The sequence below is a fragment of the Thiothrix sp. UBA5583 genome, assembly GCA_002425225.1.
Classification (GTDB): Bacteria; Pseudomonadota; Gammaproteobacteria; order Thiotrichales; family Thiotrichaceae; genus Thiothrix; species Thiothrix moscowensis.
The window spans coordinates 157,910-180,473 of sequence record DILV01000026.1 but is presented as its reverse complement, the minus strand read 5'-3'; the positions used below and the strand labels follow the sequence as shown (position 1 = coordinate 180,473).

Annotated in this window: 23 protein-coding genes; 18 read left to right on the top strand and 5 right to left on the bottom strand. The window is 54.0% G+C overall.

What is annotated here, in order from left to right:
• Positions 1-59 precede the first annotated feature (59 nt).
• On the top strand, positions 60-680 hold the full coding sequence (queE, locus tag B2U47_RS09580; protein WP_296683408.1) for a 7-carboxy-7-deazaguanine synthase: 621 nt from the start codon (positions 60-62) through the stop codon (positions 678-680).
• Between the two features lie 26 nt (positions 681-706).
• On the opposite strand, the gene B2U47_RS09575 is transcribed toward queE, so the two are convergent.
• Positions 707-2,128: a hypothetical protein gene (locus B2U47_RS09575; RefSeq protein WP_296679427.1), complete on the bottom strand. Its 1,422-nt coding sequence runs from the start codon at positions 2,126-2,128 to the stop codon at positions 707-709.
• Positions 2,129-2,231: 103 nt separating this feature from the next.
• Entirely contained in the window at positions 2,232-2,384 is a 153-nt protein-coding gene (locus tag B2U47_RS09570) for a hypothetical protein (protein ID WP_296679430.1), read from the bottom strand.
• On the opposite strand from B2U47_RS09570, the gene B2U47_RS09565 reads away from it, so the two are divergent.
• Positions 2,383-3,054, top strand: a complete 672-nt coding sequence (locus B2U47_RS09565) for a glutathione S-transferase family protein (RefSeq protein WP_296679432.1) — start codon at positions 2,383-2,385, stop codon at positions 3,052-3,054. The two genes, B2U47_RS09570 and B2U47_RS09565, sit on opposite strands and share 2 nt — an antisense overlap.
• A gap of 1 nt (position 3,055) precedes the next feature.
• Here the strand turns inward: B2U47_RS09565 and B2U47_RS09560 are convergent, their stop codons facing one another.
• A complete protein-coding gene (locus B2U47_RS09560; RefSeq protein WP_296679434.1) occupies positions 3,056-3,634 on the bottom strand; it encodes a thioredoxin family protein in 579 nt (192 codons plus the stop codon).
• 134 nt (positions 3,635-3,768) lie between these two features.
• On the opposite strand from B2U47_RS09560, the gene B2U47_RS09555 reads away from it, so the two are divergent.
• The 11 genes from B2U47_RS09555 to B2U47_RS09505 all read left to right on the top strand — a co-directional run bounded on the left by B2U47_RS09555 (position 3,769) and on the right by B2U47_RS09505 (position 14,124).
• A complete protein-coding gene (locus B2U47_RS09555) occupies positions 3,769-4,728 on the top strand; it encodes an MBL fold metallo-hydrolase (RefSeq protein WP_296679436.1) in 960 nt (319 codons plus the stop codon).
• A gap of 282 nt (positions 4,729-5,010) precedes the next feature.
• The gene (sat, locus tag B2U47_RS09550; RefSeq protein WP_296679437.1) at positions 5,011-6,204 is read left to right on the top strand and encodes a sulfate adenylyltransferase; all 1,194 of its coding nucleotides are present in this window, start codon (positions 5,011-5,013) and stop codon (positions 6,202-6,204) included.
• A gap of 119 nt (positions 6,205-6,323) precedes the next feature.
• Positions 6,324-6,794, top strand: a complete 471-nt coding sequence (gene aprB / locus B2U47_RS09545) for an adenylyl-sulfate reductase subunit beta (protein ID WP_296679439.1) — start codon at positions 6,324-6,326, stop codon at positions 6,792-6,794.
• Positions 6,795-6,851: 57 nt separating this feature from the next.
• A complete protein-coding gene (gene aprA / locus B2U47_RS09540; protein WP_296679442.1) occupies positions 6,852-8,882 on the top strand; it encodes an adenylyl-sulfate reductase subunit alpha in 2,031 nt (676 codons plus the stop codon).
• A gap of 111 nt (positions 8,883-8,993) precedes the next feature.
• Positions 8,994-9,647, top strand: a complete 654-nt coding sequence (gene adk / locus B2U47_RS09535) for an adenylate kinase (protein WP_296679444.1) — start codon at positions 8,994-8,996, stop codon at positions 9,645-9,647.
• A gap of 116 nt (positions 9,648-9,763) precedes the next feature.
• The gene (locus B2U47_RS09530) at positions 9,764-10,276 is read left to right on the top strand and encodes an FKBP-type peptidyl-prolyl cis-trans isomerase (protein WP_296679446.1); all 513 of its coding nucleotides are present in this window, start codon (positions 9,764-9,766) and stop codon (positions 10,274-10,276) included.
• Positions 10,277-10,297: 21 nt separating this feature from the next.
• Positions 10,298-10,651: a hypothetical protein gene (locus B2U47_RS09525; RefSeq protein ID WP_296679448.1), complete on the top strand. Its 354-nt coding sequence runs from the start codon at positions 10,298-10,300 to the stop codon at positions 10,649-10,651.
• 40 nt (positions 10,652-10,691) lie between these two features.
• Entirely contained in the window at positions 10,692-11,951 is a 1,260-nt protein-coding gene (locus B2U47_RS09520; protein WP_296679450.1) for a 6-phosphofructokinase, read from the top strand.
• Positions 11,952-12,049: 98 nt separating this feature from the next.
• A complete protein-coding gene (locus B2U47_RS09515) occupies positions 12,050-12,970 on the top strand; it encodes a YkgJ family cysteine cluster protein (RefSeq protein ID WP_296679452.1) in 921 nt (306 codons plus the stop codon).
• A 192-nt stretch (positions 12,971-13,162) separates the two neighbouring features.
• A complete protein-coding gene (locus B2U47_RS09510; RefSeq protein WP_296679454.1) occupies positions 13,163-13,471 on the top strand; it encodes an RNA recognition motif domain-containing protein in 309 nt (102 codons plus the stop codon).
• Positions 13,472-13,629: 158 nt separating this feature from the next.
• Complete coding sequence (locus B2U47_RS09505; RefSeq protein ID WP_296679456.1) at positions 13,630-14,124, top strand: metallophosphoesterase family protein; 495 nt, start codon at positions 13,630-13,632, stop codon at positions 14,122-14,124.
• Here the strand turns inward: B2U47_RS09505 and B2U47_RS09500 are convergent, their stop codons facing one another.
• Both B2U47_RS09500 and B2U47_RS09495 read right to left on the bottom strand, forming a co-directional pair.
• Positions 14,125-14,607, bottom strand: coding sequence for an FKBP-type peptidyl-prolyl cis-trans isomerase (locus B2U47_RS09500; protein WP_296679458.1), 483 nt, complete (start codon positions 14,605-14,607; stop codon positions 14,125-14,127).
• A gap of 153 nt (positions 14,608-14,760) precedes the next feature.
• Complete coding sequence (locus tag B2U47_RS09495) at positions 14,761-16,935, bottom strand: malate synthase G (RefSeq protein WP_296679460.1); 2,175 nt, start codon at positions 16,933-16,935, stop codon at positions 14,761-14,763.
• A 214-nt stretch (positions 16,936-17,149) separates the two neighbouring features.
• On the opposite strand from B2U47_RS09495, the gene B2U47_RS09490 reads away from it, so the two are divergent.
• From B2U47_RS09490 to B2U47_RS09470, 5 genes are read left to right on the top strand one after another with little or no spacing between them, the layout of a single operon-like run.
• Positions 17,150-19,099, top strand: a complete 1,950-nt coding sequence (locus B2U47_RS09490; protein ID WP_296679462.1) for a transglycosylase SLT domain-containing protein — start codon at positions 17,150-17,152, stop codon at positions 19,097-19,099.
• Complete coding sequence (gene gspK, locus B2U47_RS09485) at positions 19,074-20,165, top strand: type II secretion system minor pseudopilin GspK (RefSeq protein ID WP_296679464.1); 1,092 nt, start codon at positions 19,074-19,076, stop codon at positions 20,163-20,165. The genes B2U47_RS09490 and gspK overlap by 26 nt, the downstream gene beginning before the upstream one ends.
• Entirely contained in the window at positions 20,137-21,333 is a 1,197-nt protein-coding gene (gspL, locus tag B2U47_RS09480) for a type II secretion system protein GspL (protein ID WP_296679466.1), read from the top strand. Before gspK ends, gspL begins: the two co-directional genes overlap by 29 nt.
• Complete coding sequence (gene gspM / locus B2U47_RS09475; protein ID WP_296679468.1) at positions 21,330-21,809, top strand: type II secretion system protein GspM; 480 nt, start codon at positions 21,330-21,332, stop codon at positions 21,807-21,809. Before gspL ends, gspM begins: the two co-directional genes overlap by 4 nt.
• On the top strand, positions 21,806-22,561 hold the full coding sequence (locus B2U47_RS09470; RefSeq protein WP_296679470.1) for a type II secretion system protein N: 756 nt from the start codon (positions 21,806-21,808) through the stop codon (positions 22,559-22,561). The genes gspM and B2U47_RS09470 overlap by 4 nt, the downstream gene beginning before the upstream one ends.
• The last annotated feature ends 3 nt before the right edge of the window (positions 22,562-22,564 follow it).

Below are 22,564 nucleotides of genomic sequence, written 5' to 3'. Positions count from 1 at the left end.
CCCCCCAACCCCCTCTCCCTCAAGGGGCGAGGGGGGGAAAGATTTACTCCGTCAAAGAAATGTTCTACACATTACAAGGCGAAGGCTTCCACGCTGGTCGCCCTGCCTTGTTCTGCCGCTTTGCCGGGTGCAACCTGTGGTCAGGGCGGGAGCAGGATCGGCGCAAGGCCGTGTGTGATTTTTGCGATACCGATTTTGTCGGGGTGGATGGGGACAACGGCGGCAAATTCCGCACGGCAGCAGCACTGGCGGAACGGATTACACAATTGTGGCAGGCAGGTGTCGCGCAGGATGTAAACCGCTTCGTGGTGTTTACCGGCGGCGAACCGTTGCTGCAACTGGATGCAGCCCTGATTGCAGCGATTCATGCCCGAGGCTTTGAAATTGCCGTAGAAACCAATGGCACAAAGCCAGCCCCTTCCGGCATCGACTGGCTTTGCGTCAGCCCCAAGGCCGATGCGCCGCTGGTACTGACGCACGGCAATGAACTGAAACTGGTTTACCCGCAAGCACTAGCCATGCCGGAACGTTTCGCGGGGCTGGATTTCCAGCATTTCTACCTGCAAGCACTGGATGGGACGCAACAGGCGCAGCACACCCAGGCAGCCATTGCTTACTGTATGCAGCATCCGCAGTGGAAACTGAGCGTGCAAACGCATAAGCTGCTGGGAATTCCGTAGCGCCTGTTGTTAAACGACACCATGCCCTATTTCTGCCACGCACTAAACGCATCAGGGTTGGACACGGTTAGCGTGACCCCATCTGCACTAATGGTGCTACCACCCCGCAAGCCGAGTTTTGTACCTGCACACGCGCCGGAAAAACTGAGCACCCCATTTGGCCCGCCAGAGAATGAACCACCACAGGACTCTTCCTCACTTGCACCATTCAGTGAGGCGACCGAACGCCGGTGAAATGAGGCATCACCGTAACCGGATACCTGGCTACCCACATTCCAGAATGACACGGTAATGGTGGTTGTTACAATGTTGGTAAAACCGCCAGCACTGTAGTCGTCATCCATTGAGCCGGAAGCAGTGACCTTGACCGGAGTAATGTCGGCATCAGTATCAGCGGGTGGTGGTGGGTTGGCCTCATCAGGCTCTTCTTCCGCAGCGGCTTGCCTGTCTTCGCCTGTCAGCCCAGCCTTTAAGGCATCCCAGGCTTCGGGATCATTGTTTTTCAGGGCTTCACGGCGTTCTTCAGGCGTCATGTCTGCATAGCTTTTTTTCTTTTCAGCCTCGGGTTTGACCTTTTCTTCCGGCTCTTGCTTGCTGTCCCTGATTTTGTCTTCCAAACGTTTTCTGGCTGCGTCAGCTTCCGCTTTTTCCCTGGCGGCACGCTCCTTGTCGGTTTGCCCTTTCGCTTCAGCGTCGCCGGGTGCTTTTTCTTGTCCAGCCTTGTGCCCATCTGCCAGATCCTTGGTTTTTTTGTCTTCCTCAGCCTGTTTGGCTACGTCTTTTTTCCAGCCATTAATATAACTGGCGACCTCGCGGTCAAACTTTTCCACATCAGGCACATGGGAATAATCAATCTGGTCAAACATCGTAATAAACGGGCTGGTTATTGCATCGCCCACCTTGGTAGCATCAGCCAAATTCTTGTAAATGTCAGATTCCAGGATGAAGCCGGTAATAATGCGGTCATGATAACGTTTGGCAGCTTCAATGTCGGCGGGTACTTTTTCCCACTTGGCAGGGTCTTCTGGTAATTTCATCGCATCGCGCACAGCAATTTTATCAGCCATGGCTTTGAGCTTGTATTCGTATTGCTTGCCATAAATCTTGCCGTATTTTTCCGCCACCAGATAACCGTAATCATGGCGTTGCGCCACTTCGTCCAGGGAGTCCACCGGCGCAGCCAACCCGGCCTTGTCAGCATTTTCAGCCCCCCCCCAATAACCGGGGCCATACCATTTGCCGTAACGGGTGATGGGTTCATTGTTGATGACACCAGCACACAGCGAAGCCCAGCCACGCTCAGTACGCTCAGCCGTACTGACCCCCATCATCGTCAATGCCTGTTCGCAGCGATCCCGCGCGGAAAGCGCAGCCCACCCGTCGTTCACACTGAACAAGGTACACGCGACTGCCACAGTGAGCATTTTTCTGTTGGTTATTGGCTGCATACGATCACCTTCCGTCTCGTTATGGATTCATCCTGCGCTAGGGCGACAACCACCCTGACACCAATAGTTTCTTCTTATCAGAGGAATAATGCCGTGCTTTTTATCAAGCAACAGGCTGGATCGTGTTGCAACTGCCCACCCGCCCCCAACCAGCACCTGTCTGCTGGTCATGCCATAACCTCAAGAAAATTGCCACCCTCACACCCAATGCGCTATGTTGGGCAGCAATGTCACCAACAAACAGGAGTTCACCCATGTCCACCCCGCACAAGCTGGAACTGGTCAGTTTCAAGATTTGCCCATTCGTGCAGCGTTCCGTGATTGCCCTCAACCTGAAAGGCGTCGAATACAGCCTCACCCATATCAACCCGCACGACGCACCCGACTGGTTCAAAGCCATTTCCCCACTGGGCAAAGTGCCGGTATTGCTGGTCGATGGCAAGCCACTGTTTGAGTCGGCGGTGATCCTGGAATATCTGGATGAAGTCTACCCGCCCAGCCTGCACCCGGCTGACCCGCTGGAAAAAGCCCAGCATCGCGCATGGATCGAATTCTGTTCCGACCTGATTGGGCGGCAGTTCCGCATGGTGACAGCAAAGGATGAAACTGCGTTTAACGAAGCCTACGCTTCCCTGCAACAAGGCTTGCAACGGCTGGAAAGCGTGGTGGATGCCACCGGCCCGTTTTTTGCCGGTAGCGAATTGAAACTGGTGGATACGGTCTACGCGCCCCTGTTCATGCGCCTATCATTGGCTCGCCGTCTGGCAGGGCTGGCATTGGATCTGAGCACCCGCCTGCAAGCGTGGAGTGACGCATTGCTGGGAATGGAGGCGGTCAAAACCTCCGTGGTGGAAGATTTTGACGCCGTGTTCCTGAATTTCCTGACCATGCAGGAAAGCTGGCTGCTCAAGCGCCAGCAATCATGATTCAGCCGTAATAATCCGGCTCGTTGCCTGCTTTCCACTTGATATTGCAGCCCAGCGAGGGCTTCTGATCGGCTGGTGGATACATATTGTCCAGCAGCCGATCCAGCGCATGGCGCAAATCCGCACCTGTTACCGGCTCATCGCTGCGTGGTCGGGCATCATCGAATTGTCCCCGGTAAAACAGGCGATGCTTGTCATCGAACAGGAACAGGTCTGGCGTACAGGCAGCCTGATAAGCCTTGGCAACATCTTGCGCATCGTCAAACAGATAAGGGAAGGTGTAGCCGTGGGCATTCACCTCTTCCACCATTTTTTCTGGGCTGTCATCCGGGTAATTGGCAACGTCATTGGCATTGATGGCAACCACCACCACCCCGCGCTGCTGATATTCCTTCACCAGTTCCACAAACATGTCACGGATGTGGATCACATAAGGGCAATGGTTGCAAATGAAAGCCACCAGCAAAGGTTTGCCAATGAAATCCTTGCGGGCAACGATCTTTCCGGTAGCAGGCTCGGGCAGCATGAAATCGGGAGCCTGTGTACCTAACTCCAGCATGGTAGAGGGCGTTCTTGCCATGAGTTCCTCCTGAATATCTGACTGTAGTACTGTGGAATGGTGATTATACCCGGATTGCCCAAGCCCATGACAAATTATTCCCGTTTCCGGGTATACTGCTGCATTGCAATATCAGCCACCGTGGAGAGAGTCACATGCAAGCACGTTATGAGGATTTGGGTCATGGCATTTACTGTATTGACACTGACCTGTACCGCCCGCAACTGGCTGCCTGTTATCTGATACGGGAAGGTGATGCGGTGGCTTTTGTCGATACCGGCACTTACCACACCATTCCTTTGCTGATGGAAGTGCTGGCAGACCTCGGGCTAAGCGCCGACCACGTGCGTTACGTGATTCCGACCCATGTGCATCTCGACCACGGCGGTGGTGCAGGCGAACTGATGGCACGTTGCCCGAATGCTACCCTGATCGTGCACCCCAAAGGTGCGCCCCACATGCTCGACCCTGCCCGTTTGCAGGCAGGTGCAACCGCTGTGTATGGCGAGGAAGGCTTTGCTAGGGATTATGGTAAGCTGGTTGCCGTACCCGCAGAACGGCTGATAGCTGCGGAGGATGGTTATGTCATGGATCTCAACGGGCGTACTCTGAGCTTCCATGACACACCGGGGCACGCCAACCACCACGGCTGCATATTCGACCATGCCAGCAAATCCTGCTTCACTGGCGACACCTTTGGCATTTCATACCGCGAATTCGACACGGCACAAGGCATCTGGATGTTTGCCCCCACCACCCCAGTGGCTTTTTCCCCGCAGGAATGGCACACCAGCCTCGACAAGCTGGCAGCGTTGCAACCTGCTGCCATGTTGCTGACCCACTATGGGCGTGTCAGCAATGTCATGGAAATGTTGCCCAAACTTCGCAGCAGCATCGACAATCTCGCCGCACTCGCCCTAGAGCAGGAAAATGCACCGGAAGGGCGCATTGACACCCTTCGGGAGCAAATTTTTTCTGTCTGGCTAAAAGAGATAGAAACCCACGGCTGCAACCTGCCCGAAAGTAATAGCCGAAAATTGCTGGAGGTAGATGCTGAACTTAATGCCCAAGGTTTGCACGTCTGGTTGTTGCGACGCACAAAGTCTAAAACCTAAGGATTACTAAGGGATTGGGATTACCCGAGTGGTTAAGTCGGGAGTTTTATATTAAAATTCAATAATATACTGATATATTAAATATCAAAAACAAAGACGTATCAGTAGATGACCTAATAAATTTTACTTATGCCACAAGAGAAAGAAACGCATTGGTTTGCGTCTTAAAAGTCTATAAAGTGTGCGTGTTTCAAAATTCTGACCATTTGGCTAATGAAAACTTTCTATAGCAAGCCTGATAGTTAGCCAACGTTTTGATAAACTTTTAGCCAGGAACTTAGCATGATCAAACCACACGGCTCCGATGAACTGAATCCATTATTCGTCTATGACAGTGCTGAAAACGAAGCATTGCGGAAGGAAGCGGAAGGTCTCGTTTCAATCGTAGTCAGCTCTGCAACAGCAGCGAATGCGGTGATGCTCGGCGGTGGCTACTTCAACCCGCTGACTGGCTATATGAACAAGGCAGATGCGCTGTCAGTCGCTGATAACATGCATACTACTTCCGGCCTGTTCTGGCCAACGCCGGTACTGAACCTGGTTGAAGATGCCGGTAGCATCAAGGCAGGAGACCGCATTGCCTTGAGAGACCCCAATGTTAGCGGTAATCCGGTTTTGGCGGTGATGGATGTCGAAGCTGTCGAAGCATTCACTGACGCAGAAATGGCTACCATGACTCAGCAAATTTATCGCCCTGCTGAAGGTGAAGCGCATATCGGCGCGGATACTTTCAATGCTCAAGGCAAGGTTTGTCTGTCAGGGCCGATCAAGGTGCTGAACTTCTCCTACTTCCAAAGCGAATTCCCCGACACTTTCCGTACTGCGGTTGAAATTCGCAACGAAATCACCGAGCGCGGCTGGAAAAAGGTCGTTGCCTTCCAGACCCGCAATCCGATGCACCTGGCGCACGAGGAACTGTGCCACATGGCAATGGATCGTCTCGGCTGTGATGGTCTGGTCATCCACATGCTGCTGGGCAAGCTGAAGAAGGGCGACATCCCCGCACCGGTACGTGACGCAGCCATCCGCAAAATGGTGGAACTGTACTTCCCGCCAAACAGCGCGATGGTAACGGGTTACGGTTTTGACATGTTGTATGCGGGGCCGAAAGAAGCGGTATTACACGCTGTATTCCGCCAAAACATGGGGGCGACGCATTTCATTATTGGTCGTGACCATGCGGGTGTTGGCGATCATTATGGTGCATTTGATGCCCAGGAAATCTTCGACAAGGAAGTACCTGAAGGCGCTCTTGACATCGAGATCTTCCGCGCCGACCACACCGCTTACTCCAAGAAGCTGGACAAGGTTGTGATGATGTGTGAAGCACCTGATCACAAGAAGGAAGACTTTGTACTGTTGTCTGGCACTAAAGTTCGTGAAATGCTTGGTCAGGGCATTGCACCACCCAAGGAGTTTTCCCGTCCTGAAGTGGCTCAGATCCTGATTGATTATTATCAAAGTGAGAACAGTTAAGTCTGTTTGAAAGTATCTCTGGCGGCAACTGCGTAACTCTGAGGAGGGGCTGTGGTTGTCGCCGGTTGAGTTCTGTAACCGTAATGTAGCAATACAACCTAATTGAAGGAGTTACACCAATGCCTACGTTTGTACGTACTGACAAATGTGATGGCTGCAAGGGCGGCGACCGCACCGCTTGCATGTACATCTGCCCACACGACCTGATGAAGCTGGACGTTGACGGTTCTGCCACTGGTCACGCCATGAAGGCTTACAACCAGGAGCCTGATCAATGCTGGGAATGCTATTCCTGCGTCAAGATCTGCCCTCAGAACGCGATTGAAGCCCGTCACTACGCTGACGTTGTACCACTCGGCGGTTCCGTACAGCCTCTGCGCGGTCAGGACTCCATCATGTGGTCCATCAAGTTCCGTAACGGCACCATGAAGCGTTTCAAATTCCCGATCCGTACTACCCCGGAAGGTTCCATTGACTGCTACGGTGGCAAGCCTAAAGCGGTTATGGCTAACATCGGTAAAGCGCTGCTGACCCGCGATGTTATGGGCGGCTACCGCGCTGGCAACCCAGCCGAACTGATCTGCAAGTAATTGCCTGATCAAACAAACGCTTCATTTTTAACGAATTAGATTATTGAGGAAATACAAATGGCAGGTACATTTGGTAATCCAGAGGTTGTCCAGGAAGAAGTCGACATCCTCCTGATCGGTGGTGGTATGGCGGCTTGCGGTGCTGCATACGAAATCATGCCTTGGATTCAGGCTGCGAAAGAAGAAACTGGCATCGACATCACTGTCAAGCTGGTTGACAAAGCGGCAATGGATCGTTCCGGTGCGGTTGCACAGGGTCTGTCTGCAATCAACACTTACATCGGCCCACACCAGGATCCGGCTGACTATGCCCGCATGGTCTCCAACGACCTGATGGGCATCACCCGTGACGACTTGGCCTATGACTTGGGTCGTAACGTTGACGATTCCGTTCACCTGTTTGAAGAGTGGGGTCTGCCCATCTGGAAAACCGTTAACGGCGAACGTTTTGACGGTGCTACCTGGCCGAAAGAAGGCGGCAAGCTGCTGAAAGACGGCGGCGACCCAGTTCGTTCCGGTAAATGGCAGATCATGATCAACGGCGAATCCTACAAGTGGATTGTTGCTGAAGCTGCCAAGAAAGCACTGGGTTCCGACAACATTCAGGAACGTGTGTTCATCGTTAAACTGGTAAATGATGCTAACGATAAAAACCGCGTTGCCGGTGCTGTTGGCTTCTCCACTCGTGAAGACAAAGTATACGTTTACAAATTCAAGGCTTGCCTGCTGGCTGCCGGTGGTTGCGTAAACATCTTCCGTCCACGTTCTGTGGGTGAAGGCCAAGGTCGTGCATGGTATCCGGTATGGAACGCTGGCTCCACCTACACCATGGCTGCTGAAGCCGGTGCGGAACTGACCATGATGGAAAACCGTTTCGTTCCAGCCCGTTTCAAAGACGGTTACGGCCCGGTTGGTGCATGGTTCCTGCTGTTCAAAGCCCAGGCAACCAACGCTTACGGCGAAGTTTACATGCAGAAAAACAAGGAAATGCTGAATGACTATCCTCCGTATGGTCAGGCTGCGGTTCCTGCTTCCTGCTTGCGTAACCACCTGATGCTGAAGGAAATGAAGGAAGGTCGCGGCCCAATCTACATGGATACCGTAACTGCCCTTGCCAAACTGCGCGAAACGCTGTCTCCTCGTGAAGTAAAGCACCTGGAAGCAGAAGCGTGGGAAGACTTCCTGGACATGTGCGTCGGTCAGTGCGGTATCTGGGTTGGTGAAAACGTTGAACCAGAGAAGAAAAACTCTGAGTTGATGCCTACCGAACCGTACCTGCTGGGTTCACACTCAGGCTGCTGCGGTATCTGGGCTTCCGGTCCTGAAGACGTTGGTGCTCCAACCACTGAAGAACACGCAGACAAGGACAAGATCCCTGCTCACCTGCCACAAGGCTGGAACTGGGGCTACCGTGGTATGACCACAGTACGCGGCCTGTTCACTGCCGGTGACGGTGTTGGCGCATCTGGCCACAAGTTCTCTTCCGGTTCCCACACTGAAGGCCGTATGGCTGCGCAGTCCATGGTCAAGTTTGTCATCGACAACAAGGACTGGACTCCTACCCTGGACACTTCCGTGGATGAACTGGTTGCTGAAATCTATCAGCCAGTCCGTACCTATCTGGAGCACAAGGACTACACCACTGCGATTGATGTAAACCCACACTACATCACCCCTCGCATGTTGCAGTTCCGTCTGCAAAAAATCATGGACGAATACGTTGCGGGCGTTGCTACCTACTACAACACCAACGGTCACATGCTGGCAGTTGCTGAAGAAAAGCTGGGTATGCTGAAAGAAGACGCGATGAAGATGCGTGCGAAAGACCTGCACGAACTGCTGCGTGCCTGGGAAAACTACCACCGTATTCTGACGGCGGAAGCTCACATGAAGCACATCCAGTTCCGTGAAGAGTCCCGTTACCCTGGTTTCTACTATCGTACAGACTACAACTTTGTCGATGAGCAGAACTGGAAATGCTTCGTCAACTCCATCTACGACAAAAATACCAAGACCTGGACCGTATTCAAGCGTGCTCACAAGGATCTGGTTGATAAATCCAAGCTGTTCAAACCTGCTGCCCACTAATCGGGTTGCTTTATAACAGCACTAAACCTTAATATCGGTTTAGGCCAAGATCAGGGCATCCCAGGATGCCCTGATTTTTGTCCACAGTTACAAAATATAGAGGAGTTCCGCATGAAAGTTATCCTGTTAGGAGGCCCCGGCGCGGGCAAAGGTACGCAAGCCGGTTTCATCAAGGACAAGTACAGCATTCCGCAAATTTCCACGGGTGACATGCTCCGTGCAGCCGTCAAGGCAGGCACACCACTGGGCATCGAAGCCAAAAAAGTGATGGATGCGGGTGGCCTGGTGTCTGACGACATTATTCTCGGCCTGGTCAAGGAACGTATTCAGGAAGACGATTGCAAGAATGGTTTCCTGTTTGACGGTTTCCCCCGTACCCTGGCACAAGCCGATGCCCTCAAAACCCAAGGTGTTGATATTGATGCTGTCGTAGAAATTGCTGTTGATGACAGTGAAATCGTGCGTCGCATGAGTGGTCGCCGGGTTCACGTCGCTTCAGGCCGTACCTATCATGTGGTTTTCAACCCTCCCAAGGTTGAAGGCAAGGACGATGTTACAGGCGAAGATCTGATCCAGCGTGCTGACGATGCGGAAGAAACTGTATTGAAGCGACTGGAAGTGTATCACGCACAAACTGCGCCACTGATCGGCTATTACACGGATTGGGCAGCGAGCGGCGACACCAGCGCACCGCGTTACATCCGTATCGAGGGTGTTGGCTCGGTTGAATCTATCCGCGACCAGATTTTCGCGGCATTGGGTTAATACCCCTAGCCCCCTCTCCCTCAAGGGGAGAGGGGAGATAAGAAGCAACGATACTTCTCTTAGCCCCTCTCCCCTTGAGGGAGAGGGGTTGGGGTGAGGGGTAGATGGACATGATAATGAGCAATTCCCCCAAAAAAGTCAGTGCAGGCAAGGTTGTCCAGTTCAGCTATTTCATTACCAACGAAAATGGTGATGTGGTCGAACAGGTGGATTTACCCGTCAACATGGTGTTCATGATGCATAATCGCCTGTACGACAGTGTGGAACAGGCACTGGTTGGCTGCGGCGAAGGTGAACAGGTTTCTGCCGAAGTACTACCCAGTGTGGGTGCGTGGGGTGAATCTGATCCCAGCCTGATTTTTACCGAAGCTACCGAAAATGTGCCACCACCGTATCGCCGAGTGGGGCAAGAAGTGCAATTCCAGAATGACAGCGGCGATACCAAGACATTCCGCATTACCAGTGTCACCCCTGAAATCGTGACCTTGGATGGCAACCACCCGTTTGCAGGCCAGACCATGACTTTCCATGTCAAGGTTTTGAGCATCCGTGATGCAAGCATGGAAGAAATGCGCTACGGTATCGCTTCTGGTGTTCCGGGGCCTGACCCTACCGCAACCATTCACTGAGCGTAACGAGAGGCAACACACATGATGACAATCCCTGCCCTGACCGACCTCGAAAAACATATCATCCAGCAAACCATCGACGAACGCTGGGGCAAAGGCACAGTAACCGCTGAAGAAGTCGAAGTCGAAATCCGCCTGTCTCCGGCTGACCGTAACCTGACCGATTGCCCAGCCATGTACTGGGAACACGAAGATTGTCAGTTTGTACTCGCCAAAACTGGGGAAAACAGTTACCGCTCGCAGTTTTTCTATTCCGTCAGAGACCGTTTCGGCACAGGTATCGAAGAATATACCGATCTGGCTGATTGCGTTTTATACCTGCTGCGCTTGCAGGCCGACCACGAAAGTGAACGCAAAAAGAATTTTCCTGTTTGAATCCACACGTTAGTTAGAGATCGCATAGAGGAGTTTGTTTATGACCGTAAAGAATGCCTTTTACGCACAATCCGGCGGTGTTACTGCCGTGATCAATGCCTCCGCCTGTGGCGTGCTTGAAACCGCCCGCCAGCACAAGGACAAGATTGGCACGGTTTACGCTGGCCAGAACGGCATCATCGGCGCACTGTTGGAAAACCTGATTGATACCAGCAAGATTTCCGATGCCGATGTAGCAGCGCTGCGTCACACCCCATCCGGCGCGTTCGGTTCCTGCCGTTACAAAATGAAAAGCCTGGAAAAAAACAAGCGCGAATACGAGCGCCTGATTGAAGTCTTCAAGGCACACAACATCGGTTACTTCTTCTACAACGGTGGTGGTGACTCTGCCGATACTTGCCTGAAAGTTTCCCAGTTGTCTGATGCGATGGGCTTCCCGATCACTGCTGTGCATGTACCCAAAACGGTTGACAATGACCTACCTGTAACCGACAACTGCCCCGGCTTCGGTTCTGTTGCCAAATACATTGCTGTTTCCACCCGTGAAGCCAGCTACGACGTAGCTTCCATGTGCGCCACTTCCACCAAGATTTTCGTGCTGGAAGTCATGGGTCGTCACGCAGGCTGGATTGCCGCAGCAGGTGGCTTGGCATCTGATGCCAACAACGATATTCCAGTCGTGATCCTGTTCCCTGAAGTCGAATTCAACCAGGAAAAATTCCTCGCGACCGTCGACGCCAAAGTGAAACAGTACGGTTATTGCAGCGTGGTGGTGTCCGAAGGTTGCCATTACCCGGACGGTAAATTCTTGGCGGAACAGGGCACTCGTGACTCTTTCGGTCATGCGCAACTGGGTGGTGCTGCCCCCGTGGTTGCTAACATGATCAAGGACGCGCTGGGCTACAAGTTCCACTGGGCGGTAGCTGACTACCTGCAACGTGCGGCTCGCCACCTGTCGTCAAAATCTGACGTGGAACAGGCTTACGCACTGGGCAAGGCCGCCGTTGAACTGGCACTGGAAGGCAAGAACTCGGTGATGCCTGCGGTTATCCGCACCTCCAACAACCCGTATCAGTGGCACATTGGTGTGGGCGAGCTGAAAGACATCGCCAACGTCGAAAAGATGATGCCGATGGAATACATCAGTGAAGACGGCTACGGCATTACCGATGCTTGCCGTGAGTACCTGCAACCGCTGATCGAAGGTGAAGACTACCCGCCTTACGAAAACGGTATGCCGAAGTATGTTACGCTGAAGCATGAACTGGTAGGCAAAAAGCTGCCAGTATTTGAGCTGTAAGACTGATCACCCTGACAGTCTGTGCCCCTGTTTGCCTGACAGGGGCGTTTTTTTTATACTGCCCGTTTTCCACAGTACACACCCCGGTAAACAAGATCATGGCTGAAAAACTCGATATTCCAGCGGAATTCCAAAGCACCCTCGTTCCTGAACTGCTGACAGACAACACCAGCATCCAGTTTAACTGCCATCCGGGCGTTTCCTGTTTCAATATCTGTTGCAAAGCGGCGGATGTCACGCTTGCTCCCTTTGACATCCTGCGACTGAAAAAGCGTTTAGGTCTGACTTCCAGCGAATTTCTGGATCAATATACAGTGCCATTCCAGGTTGATGGGCATGGCACACCTGGCGTAAAACTACGCACCGATGAAAGCAAAGCCTGCCTGTTTGTGCGTGAGGAAGGTTGCAGCGTGTACGAAGACCGCCCAGCCGCCTGCCGTTACTACGGGCTGGGAGTGCTGTCACATCGCGCCGAAGGCTCTTCCGAAGACGTGCAATACTACTTCCGCAATCAGGAAGCGCATTGCCAGGGCTGGCACACCGACAAGGTGATGACCATCCACGACTACCGCCAGCAACAAGGTACGCCCGAATACGATGCCATCAACCGCGAATGGATGCAGTTGATGCTGAAAAAGAAATCAGCAGGCCCCGCCATCGGCAAGCCTGATCCGCTCAGCTTCCAGTTGTATTTCATGGGCAGTTTCGATATTGACCGCTTCCGCCGCTTTGTGGAAAGCCCACAGTTTGCCAAAGTCTATATCCTCAGCGACGAAACCCGTGAAGAATTGAAAGACGATATTGCTCTGCAAAAGTTTGCGTTTCGCCTGTTGCGCCAAGTGCTGTTTGATGAGCAGACCATCCCTACCCACGCCAATATCCTCGAACAGCGCTGGGAGGAACGCAAAGATATTATCGAACTGCGTCACAAGGCTGCCGTCGAGCTGCACTTGCAACGTGCGGAAGCCGAACGTAAGGCGGCACTGGAAAGCGAAGCTGAAAAAGGCAACGATTCCTGAGGTTCCGGTGGAAGCAAATCCTGCAAATTCAGGCAAATTCCGGTAAAAACCTGCATTATGTTTCTGGCGGGCTATCTACCTGCCAGAAAACCTGTATACTGCGTAACTCATCCATATCGTTTCTATCGAGTCTGCGGGCATCCTGTCTACATCCTCTTGAGCGGTTTCCAATAACCTTAAGGAGGTTACAATATGAGCGCTAAGCTTTACGTCGGCAATTTGCCATATTCCATTACCCAACAAAGCCTGCAAGAAAAATTTGCCCAGTTTGGTCAGGTCAATTCCGTTAACGTGATTACTGATCGCGATACCGGGCAAAACAAAGGTTTTGCATTTGTTGAAATGTCCAGCAATAGCGAAGCACAAAAAGCAATCCAGGGCATGAACGGCGTCAACATTGACGGTCGTGACATCAAGGTCAACGAAGCTAAACCACAAGCACCACGCGATAACCGCAGTGGCGGTGGTGGTTTCGGTGGCGCACGCGGTGGTCGCTGGTAAGCAACTGCTGGCTTGCAAGCCTGAAGCAAAAACCCGGCCTCGTGCCGGGTTTTTGCTATATGGACAAAAGCAAACCAAAGACACGCTCGCAGGGAACTTGCAATCCGCGCACGTGCAAGCGAGAATCGCGCCCAAATACATGTTTTCAGGGTAGAACAATGAGCGTTTCCGTTGCCATTATTTCCGATACACACGGGCATCTCGACCCGCGCATCATCGACATTATCCGCGAATGCGACTATGCGATTCACGCAGGAGACATTTGCGGGGAAGAAGTGCTGGCTTCCATGCAGCCCAAGAGTGCCATCGTGATTGCAGTAGCGGGCAATAACGAGCCGCGCTGCATGGTCGATTTCTCGCTGCCCAGTGTCAGTGAGCTATCATTGCCGGGCGGCAAAATCTGCATCGAACACGGGCATGAACATGGGCATCACACCCCTTGTCACGACTCATTGCGGCAGAAACACCCGGATGCACGAGTGATTGTCTATGGACACACCCACAAGATGGTACAGGATAAAAGTGCCCTGCCGTGGGTGATCAACCCCGGCGCCGCAGGCCAGACCCGCACGCATGGCGGGCCTTCCTGTCTCGTACTGACTGCCAGCAACGATGCCTGGGCAGTCAAGGAATTCCGTTTCAGCGCAAATTGATTACTGTACGCCGAGCAGTTCCACATCAAAGACCAGTGTGGCGTTAGGTGGAATCACACCGCCTGCGCCGCGTGCCCCGTAGCCCATTTCCGGCGGAATCACCAAGGTACGCTGCCCGCCGATTTTCATGCCTTGTACACCTTCATCCCAACCCTTGATAACGCGCCCGCCAGCCAGCGGAAACTGGAACGGTTGCCCACGGTCACGGGAACTGTCGAATTTCGCGCCGTGCTTGTCGGGTGCATTTTCGTCATACAGCCAGCCGGTGTAATGGACGGAAACCATTTTGCCAGCGGTAGCCTCTGTGCCTTCGCCTACTTTTACGTCTGTAATTTGCAATCCTGCCATCGGTTTTGCCTCTTGTGTGGTTGATCGGGTTGCGGGTTTGGCATCTTGTGGCGTAGTTGCGGCCTTGTCATTGCACGCTGTTGCCAGCAAGCTGGCAGATAATGCCAGTGCCAGAGGGAAAAAGGATGCTTTCATGGAGTATTTCCAGTTATTTTCAAGAAAAACGCGGCACATTATGCCGTATTTTTCATACTGTGGGGTGATTACCTAATAATGGCAGGGTTGCCACTACACATACCCTTCCCCCCTTGCGGGGGAAGGGCGGGGATGGGGGGGTAAGGCGTAGCCTTAAAAGAACAACGCTACCTTCGCTTCCTGACGGTACTTGTGCAGCAACGGCTCGGTGTAGCCATTCGGTTGCTCACGCCCCTTGAACACGAGGTCACAAGCAGCCTTGAACGCCACGCTCTTGTCGAAGTTACCGCTCATTTTGGTGTAAGTCGGGTCGCCTTCGTTCTGCGCATCCACCTTCAGCGCCATGCGCTTGAAGGCTTCCATCACCTGCTCGGCGGTACAAACACCGTGGTGCAGCCAGTTGCACATGTGCTGGCTGGAAATGCGTAGGGTAGCGCGGTCTTCCATCAGTCCCACATCGTTAACATCCGGTACTTTGGAACAGCCCACACCCTGGTTGACCCAACGTACCACGTAGCCAAGGATGCCTTGCGCGTTATTGTCCAGTTCCTGCTGGATTTCCTCTGCACTCCAGTTCGGGTTGGCAGCAACCGGAATGGTGAGAATGTCATCAATGTTGGCACGCGGGCGGCTTTTCAGCTCTTCCTGACGCGCAAACACGTTGACCTTATGGTAATGCAAGGCGTGCAAGGCGGCTGCAGTTGGGGAAGGAACCCACGCAGTATTTGCCCCTGCCAGCGGATGCCCGATTTTGGTTGCCAGCATGTTTGCCATCTGGTCAGGAATCGCCCACATACCCTTGCCGATCTGTGCATGACCCGGCAGGCCGCATTCCAGACCGATGTCCACGTTCCAGTTTTCATAGGCTTGAATCCACGCGGAAGACTTCATGTCGTGCTTGCGGATCATCGGGCCTGCTTCCATCGAAGTGTGCATTTCATCGCCAGTACGGTCAAGGAAGCCGGTGTTGATGAACACCACGCGCTCTTTGGCGGCGCGGATGCACTCTTTCAGGTTGACGGTGGTGCGGCGCTCTTCGTCCATGATGCCGACTTTCAGGGTGTTGCGAGCCAGACCCAGCGCGTCTTCCACGCGACCGAACAGTTCGTTGGTGAAGGCGACTTCTTCCGGGCCATGCATTTTCGGTTTGACGATGTAAACCGAACCGGTGCGGGAGTTGGCGAATTGTGCATTGCCCTTCAGGTTGTGGATCGCAATCATGGAAGTCATGTAGCCGTCCATGATGCCTTCCGGGATTTCGTTACCGTCTTTGTCCAGAATCGCCGGGTTGGTCATCAGATGCCCCACGTTGCGCACGAACAGCAGGCTGCGACCCGGCAATATCAGGCTGGAACCATCGGCTGCGGTGTAAGTACGATCCGGGTTCATGGCACGGGTAAAGGTTTTGCCGCCCTTGGAAACCTGTTCGGTCAGGTCGCCTTTCATCAGCCCCAGCCAGTTGGTGTAGATCAGGGTTTTGTCTACATCGTCCACGGCAGCTACGGAGTCTTCACAGTCCATGATAGTAGTCAGCGCCGCTTCCATCAGAATGTCGTTGATCCCGGCAGCGTCAGTTTTGCCAATAGCACCTGCACGGTTGATCTGGATTTCAAAGTGCATCCCGTTGTTGACCAACAGCACGGCGGAAGGTGCCGCCGCATCGCCCTGATAACCTGCCAGCTTGTCAGCCTGTGCCAGACCGGTGGTGGAACCGTCTTGCAGGCTTACTTGCAGTGCACCGTTGGCAACCGCATAGCCGGTGGCGTCTTTGTGGGAACCACTGACCAAAGGGGCTGCTTCGTCGAGGAAGTTGCGGGCGAATTCGATAACTTTCGCGCCACGCACCGGGTTGAAGGTGGAACCAGCTTCCGCACCGTCAGTGGACGGGATCGCATCAGTACCATACAGCGCGTCATACAAACTACCCCAGCGGGCGTTGGCAGCGTTGAGGGCGAAACGTGCATTCATCACCGGAACCACCAGTTGCGGGCCTGCGGTGGCAGTGATTTCGCTGTCTACATTGGCGGTTGTGACCTGGAATGCGTCACCCTCCGGCAGCAGGTAGCCGATGTCTTGCAGGAAAGCCTTGTAAGCGGCGAAGTCATTTGTGCCCTTGTTGTCCAGATGCCAGGCATCGATTTTGGCTTGCAGCGCATCGCGTTTGGCCAGCAGTTCACGGTTGCGGGGCGCAAGGTCATTGACGATGGCTTCCAGCCCTGTCCAGAAAGCATCAGCAGCCACGCCCGTTCCTGGTAGCGCCTGATTGTTTACGAAATCATGTAAGAGTGTTGACACTTGCAAGCCGCCAACCTGGATTCTGTTACCCATCTGTCACGTTCCTCAAAGAAAAAAGTAGAATTGTCGACATGCTAGCTTATAACGCAAGATCAGTCATTGCTAAAATTGGAATTCTCAATGGTAAGCATTAGACTGACAACAACAGTAAACTGAATGAAATCCAGCCAAATACAGTGCTACATTTGAATCCATCACACCATTTATGAGACGCTTAAGCCCGTCAACCCCAGCCCAATGACATTTAATGACAAAAACATTCTTCACTCGTGTTTGCGCCCTGCTTCTGCTTGCCTCTCCCATCGGTCAGGCAGCGCCAACAGCATTGCAGCGTAGCCTGTTCCAGCAAACCCATGCAGACCTGCAAACCGGCAAAGTGGACGGTTTCGTCGCCCTGCCCGCAGACATGCGCCAATACCCCTTGTACCCCTGGCTGGAATACGAATACCTCAAACAGGTTTTCGATGCAGTGCCTGACACACAGATTGCAGACTTTGCCCGGCGTAACCCTGGCACACTGATGTCGGACGATATTTACGCCCGCCTGGGCAAACGGCTGGCAAACCAGCAGGCGTGGCAGAAACTGCTGGACTGGATTCCTGCCGATCTGGACGATACCGATACCCAGTGTTACCGCACCCAAGCCTTGGCAGCAATGGGGCAAAAGAATACTGCCCTGCAAACCGGCAAGCAGGCATGGATGGGAATCAGCAAAGGCATTAGCGAGGCTTGCGCCCCTGTAGCCGACCTGTTGCGCCACCATACTGCCCTTTCGATGGATGATTATCTGGCACGCATCCGCATCGCCATCGACAAAAACCAGAGTACGCTGGCATCCCAACTGGCTAGTGACTTGCCCCCTGAGCTGCGTGAGGCGGTTGAAAGCTGGATAAAGACCCGCCAAGACCCACAAGCCAACTTGCCAAACCTGCTTAAACAGCCTGATTCCGCCTTGCTGCGGGAGGCATTCACCGACGGGCTGACACGTATTGCCAGAAAAGAACCACAAACTGCCGAAAACCTGTGGCAAAGCGCCCGCCAGACGTTCAAATTCACCCCAGCGGAAACTGGCAAGGTGGAAAGCGTCCTCGGCATGAATCAGGCATTGCGCCACGAACCCGCCGCCATTGCCCGACTGGCAGCGATTCCTGCCGAACACCGCACACAGGATGGCAACCTGTGGCTAGCCCGCATGGCTGCCCGTCACAACGACTGGAATAATGTGTTGCAAGCCAGCCAGCTACTACGTTTCGACAACGAGCGGGATGCTGCCAACTGGCAATACTGGCAAGCCCGCGCCCTTGAACAAACCGGCAAAACCACCGAAGCCACCTCCCTCTACAGCCAACTGGCAGCTACCGCCAGCTTTTACGGCTTCCTCTCTGCCGACCGATTGGGGCAGAGTTACAGCAGCCTGCAAACCGCCCCGCTTGACCGTACCCAGCGCATGACTGGTTTGCAGAAAGTCGCCGCTTTGCAACGTGCTGCCGAATGGTTCAGCATCGGCAACCGCGAACAAGGGCGCAAGGAATGGTTCCGCGCCCTCAAACTGATGGATAAGGCAGGCATGTTGGCAGCCGCCGAACTGGCCTTGCATTCCGGTGAACCGAATCTGGCAATCTGGACGATTTCCCGCGCCAAGGAATGGGATGAAGTCCACCTGCGCTTCCCGCTGGTGCATACCGATCTGGTGCAGGAGCAGGCACGGCAGCAAGGCATCCAACCCGCTTGGATACTGGGCGTGATGCGCCGGGAAAGCGCTTTCGACGCACAGGCGGAATCCGGGGCAAAAGCCCTTGGCCTGATGCAACTGATCCCGCCGACCGCCAAAACCGTGGGCAGCAAACTGGGGCTAACCATCCGGGGCAAGGAAGACATTTTGCAACCTGCCACCAATGTACAACTGGGTAGTGCCTACCTGAGCGAAATGCTCGGCACATTCAAAGGAAATTATGCGCAAGCCAGCGCGGCCTATAACGCCGGGCCAGGTCGCCCGCTGCAATGGGCTCCGGCTGTGCAGATCAATGCCGACCAGTGGGTGGAAAGCATACCGTTTACCGAAACACGTGAGTATGTTCAGGCCGTCATGGCGTATACTACGATCTATGATTACAAGTTAACCGAAGGAAAAGGCAGCCGCCTGAGCGAACGTTTGCCACCCATTACACCCAATGCACCGACAACCACCAGCGAATAATCCCCATCAGCAACGCGGCATCGCCATCCTGACGACGCTGGTAGTTGCTGTGCTGATCGTGACGCTGGCAACCGTCATCCTTGCCCGCCAAAGCCGTGCAGTGCGCCAGACCGACAATTTCCAATCGCTGGAACGGGCGTGGCAATACGCCTACGCACTGGAACAGTTCGCCGGAATGGAGCTGCAACGCGATGCCAAAAGCAACAAATACGACGCGCTGGATGAAGACTGGGCAAAATGGTCGAAAAACCCGCCAACATTGCCTTTGCAAGAAGGCAATAGTGTCACGGTTGGTGAATTCAGGTTAAAACTCGAAGACCTGCAAGGCCGTTACAACATCAACAACCTGCTGGACGAAAAAGGCAAGCTGCGCACCAATGGCGAAGACCAGCACCTGAAAAAGCTGGCGCAAGCGGCTGGCTTACCCGAATCATTCGTCGCCGTCATCATTGACTGGATGGATCCTGATGCCATCATCCAGACTGGCGACAGCGCCGAAACCGATTTCTACCTGTCCGGGGCCATCCCCTACCGCGCCGCCGACATGCCGTTTGCCGACAGCAGTGAATTGCGCCTGCTGAAACTGGACATCGAACCTCCTGCACAGAAAAACAAGGCACTTGGCGCATTCCTGCAAACCGTTACCGTGCTGCCGTTCAAAAAAACCACTGTCAACGCCAACACTACCAGCGCAGCCGTCCTGCAAGCCATCGGCCTCAGCAGTGACCGGATCAAGACCATCATGGACAGGCGCTTGCCTGACAACGAAAAGCCGTTCAAGACCACCGCTGACCTGTTTGCTGCACTGGCTTTCAACCCGGCTGACCAAGCAGATGCTGCGCTGGAAAAGCAGTTGAAGGAAACGCTGGATGTATCGTCCAGCTACTTCCATCTGAGCGGGAAACTGACAGTCGGCAGGGCAACCGTTTTCATGAATAGTGTATTTTATCGTGAACCCGGCAAACCGATTCGTGTCATAATGCGCCAATTCGACCGGGCAGAAGAGCCGGAACCAAAACCAACAACAACGACTGACGATGCTAGTAATACGCCTGCAAACACCTGACGACAATGAACCCGCCTGGGCACTGCTGGAAGGCGCTGCTGCCGACTGGACACATGGCTCGTGGGAAACCCTGCTGCCACTAGCACGCGGGCAACAAGTGGTGTTGCTGATTCCCAGCCGCGATGCCTTGCTCACCAGCACCAACATCAACACCCGCAACCAGCGCCAGTTGAAACAGGCTATTCCCTACGCACTCGAAGATGCCTTGGCAGGCGACCCGGAAGATCAGCATATTATCTGGCAAGCCCGCCCTGACAGCACCCAGGTTGACGTTGCCATCATCGAACGCTCCCGCCTGAGCGAATGGCTTGCCAGCCTGCGCACCCGTCAGCTTCGCGTCAACGCCATCCTGCCGGATGTGTTCGCCTTGCCGTGGGAAAGCGACACGCTGACCCTATGGCAACAGGGCGAACAAGTCTGGATTCGCACCAGTGAACTGGGTGGTCTTGCCTGTAACAGTCACACCCTACCTCTGATCATAACCAGCCTGCGTGAAACCAACCCTGCCCCGTTGCGCCTGCGTCTCTACGCCGACCAACCCATCAGCTGGGCAAATGATGAGCATTTCACCCTCATCCCGGAAGTACACGCTGAACAACTGTACGCCGCCAGCTTGCAAAATGCCATGAAACTCAACCTGCTGCATGGTTGGCAAGCCGAAGACAGCGCCCGCCTGAAGCAACAGTTACAACGCTGGCGGATGGCTGCCGGGTTGGCGCTTGCCGCCCTACTGCTGGGGCTAGGGCTGTATGGCATCAATACTTACCGCCTGCAACAGCAACTGAATGCACTGGATGCGGAAAACCTGCAACTGTTCGCCGAGTTGTTCCCGGATGCTGCCAGTGACCTTGACCCACGCGGTCTCAAAACCCGGCTGGAATCGGAACTGCTCAAACTGCGCGGCACGGCTGGAGAATCCGGTGGGGACAGTTCTCTCACCCATCTAGCCACCCTTGCCGAAGCCCTGTCACAAGTGGATGGGTTGAGCGTGAAAAACATCACAACCCAGTCCGGCAGCTTGTCGATTGAATTGCAAACACAGGACGAACAAGCTGTGGAATCACTGCGCACCGCGTTGGAAAGCTCGATTGGGGGCAGTGTTGACCTGAAGACCTCCCGCTCTGCCGATACCATCAAGGCCAACCTGACACTGGGGGGTAAGTCATGAAAAGCTGGTGGCAAAACCTCAACAAACGCGAGCGCAACCTGGTGCTGCTAGCAGCCATCCTAGCCAGCATTGCCCTTGCCTGGACACTGGTATGGAAACCACTTGCCCGCTACCACACTTTCCTGCAACAGGATTTGCAGGACGCACGCGACATACGCGCCCAGATGCAACAACAACGCACTGCCATCGCAAGGCTACAAAGCTCTCCCGACCAGCAGCAGCCAGCACAGGGCGGCTCACTGGATTCCACCGTCAACCACCTGCTGAAACAACACCAACTGGATGGAGCCGGAACCAGCTCCGAAGAACAGGACAGGGATACTGTCGCCCTGAAACTGGATGGCAAACCGTTTGACAACCTGATCCGTTTCCTTGCACAAATGGAAAGCCAGCACGCTACCCATGCTACCAGCATGACCCTGAAACCCGGTGAAGCAACCGGGCTGGTTGACGCACAAATCACCTTGCAACGATGAAAACCCGAACCCTGATCCTCACTGGCGTTGTCAGTTTCCTGCTGACATCCCTGACCCAACTTCCGGCAGCGTTATTGACTGAACGTCTGCCTGCCAACCTGCCACTCAAACTGCAAGGTGTTGCCGGTTCACCCTGGCAGGGTTCTGCCAGTAGCTTACGCTGGCAAAACCTGCAATTGCAGGACGTGCAATGGGACTGGCAATTCGCCTCCCTGTTCAAGGGCGAGCTGTCCGCGCATCTGCAAGGTCGCTGGCAAGGGGGAAAACTGGATGGCATTTGTAGCGTCGGCTTCAGTGGCAACCTCCAGTGCCATGACATGAACCTGACTGACCTGCCCGTTCAGGCGCTTACGCCTTATCTGCAACGCTTCATGGTTCCACCCTTGCGTGGTCAGTTGCAAGCCACGCTCGACACGATCGTCTGGGATCGGCAAAACCTGCCACAAACCAGCGGGCGGCTGGAATGGCAGGGGGCAGGCATTCAGATGAATCCGCAAAGTTTCGGTCAGTACAGCGCCATCCTGACAGTAGATGCTGACAAGAACCAGCAAATCAGCCTGACTTCCGCACCGGATGCAGCTTTTGGCGTCGATGGGCAAATCACCCTGCAAGCCAACCGTCAATTTCAGCGTGACATCAACATCAAGCCGAGCAAAAACGTCGATGCCGGGGTAAAACAGTTTCTGGGAATGATCGGCGGTGTGCCACAAGCAGATGGCAGTTACCGGTTGCAACAACAGGGCACGCTGTAAAAA

Excerpts from the sequence above, each read along its gene's own strand:
- queE (WP_296683408.1), top strand. The coding sequence starts at position 60 with ATGTTCTACACATTACAAGGCGAAGGCTTCCACGCTGGTCGCCCTGCC.
- B2U47_RS09575 (WP_296679427.1), bottom strand. The coding sequence starts at position 2,128 with ATGCAGCCAATAACCAACAGAAAAATGCTCACTGTGGCAGTCGCGTGT.
- B2U47_RS09565 (WP_296679432.1), top strand. The coding sequence starts at position 2,383 with ATGTCCACCCCGCACAAGCTGGAACTGGTCAGTTTCAAGATTTGCCCA.
- B2U47_RS09570 (WP_296679430.1), bottom strand. The coding sequence starts at position 2,384 with ATGGGTGAACTCCTGTTTGTTGGTGACATTGCTGCCCAACATAGCGCA.
- B2U47_RS09560 (WP_296679434.1), bottom strand. The coding sequence starts at position 3,634 with ATGGCAAGAACGCCCTCTACCATGCTGGAGTTAGGTACACAGGCTCCC.
- B2U47_RS09555 (WP_296679436.1), top strand. The coding sequence starts at position 3,769 with ATGCAAGCACGTTATGAGGATTTGGGTCATGGCATTTACTGTATTGAC.
- sat (WP_296679437.1), top strand. The coding sequence starts at position 5,011 with ATGATCAAACCACACGGCTCCGATGAACTGAATCCATTATTCGTCTAT.
- aprB (WP_296679439.1), top strand. The coding sequence starts at position 6,324 with ATGCCTACGTTTGTACGTACTGACAAATGTGATGGCTGCAAGGGCGGC.
- aprA (WP_296679442.1), top strand. The coding sequence starts at position 6,852 with ATGGCAGGTACATTTGGTAATCCAGAGGTTGTCCAGGAAGAAGTCGAC.
- adk (WP_296679444.1), top strand. The coding sequence starts at position 8,994 with ATGAAAGTTATCCTGTTAGGAGGCCCCGGCGCGGGCAAAGGTACGCAA.
- B2U47_RS09530 (WP_296679446.1), top strand. The coding sequence starts at position 9,764 with ATGAGCAATTCCCCCAAAAAAGTCAGTGCAGGCAAGGTTGTCCAGTTC.
- B2U47_RS09525 (WP_296679448.1), top strand. The coding sequence starts at position 10,298 with ATGATGACAATCCCTGCCCTGACCGACCTCGAAAAACATATCATCCAG.
- B2U47_RS09520 (WP_296679450.1), top strand. The coding sequence starts at position 10,692 with ATGACCGTAAAGAATGCCTTTTACGCACAATCCGGCGGTGTTACTGCC.
- B2U47_RS09515 (WP_296679452.1), top strand. The coding sequence starts at position 12,050 with ATGGCTGAAAAACTCGATATTCCAGCGGAATTCCAAAGCACCCTCGTT.
- B2U47_RS09510 (WP_296679454.1), top strand. The coding sequence starts at position 13,163 with ATGAGCGCTAAGCTTTACGTCGGCAATTTGCCATATTCCATTACCCAA.
- B2U47_RS09505 (WP_296679456.1), top strand. The coding sequence starts at position 13,630 with ATGAGCGTTTCCGTTGCCATTATTTCCGATACACACGGGCATCTCGAC.
- B2U47_RS09500 (WP_296679458.1), bottom strand. The coding sequence starts at position 14,607 with ATGAAAGCATCCTTTTTCCCTCTGGCACTGGCATTATCTGCCAGCTTG.
- B2U47_RS09495 (WP_296679460.1), bottom strand. The coding sequence starts at position 16,935 with ATGGGTAACAGAATCCAGGTTGGCGGCTTGCAAGTGTCAACACTCTTA.
- B2U47_RS09490 (WP_296679462.1), top strand. The coding sequence starts at position 17,150 with ATGACAAAAACATTCTTCACTCGTGTTTGCGCCCTGCTTCTGCTTGCC.
- gspK (WP_296679464.1), top strand. The coding sequence starts at position 19,074 with ATGCACCGACAACCACCAGCGAATAATCCCCATCAGCAACGCGGCATC.
- gspL (WP_296679466.1), top strand. The coding sequence starts at position 20,137 with ATGCTAGTAATACGCCTGCAAACACCTGACGACAATGAACCCGCCTGG.
- gspM (WP_296679468.1), top strand. The coding sequence starts at position 21,330 with ATGAAAAGCTGGTGGCAAAACCTCAACAAACGCGAGCGCAACCTGGTG.
- B2U47_RS09470 (WP_296679470.1), top strand. The coding sequence starts at position 21,806 with ATGAAAACCCGAACCCTGATCCTCACTGGCGTTGTCAGTTTCCTGCTG.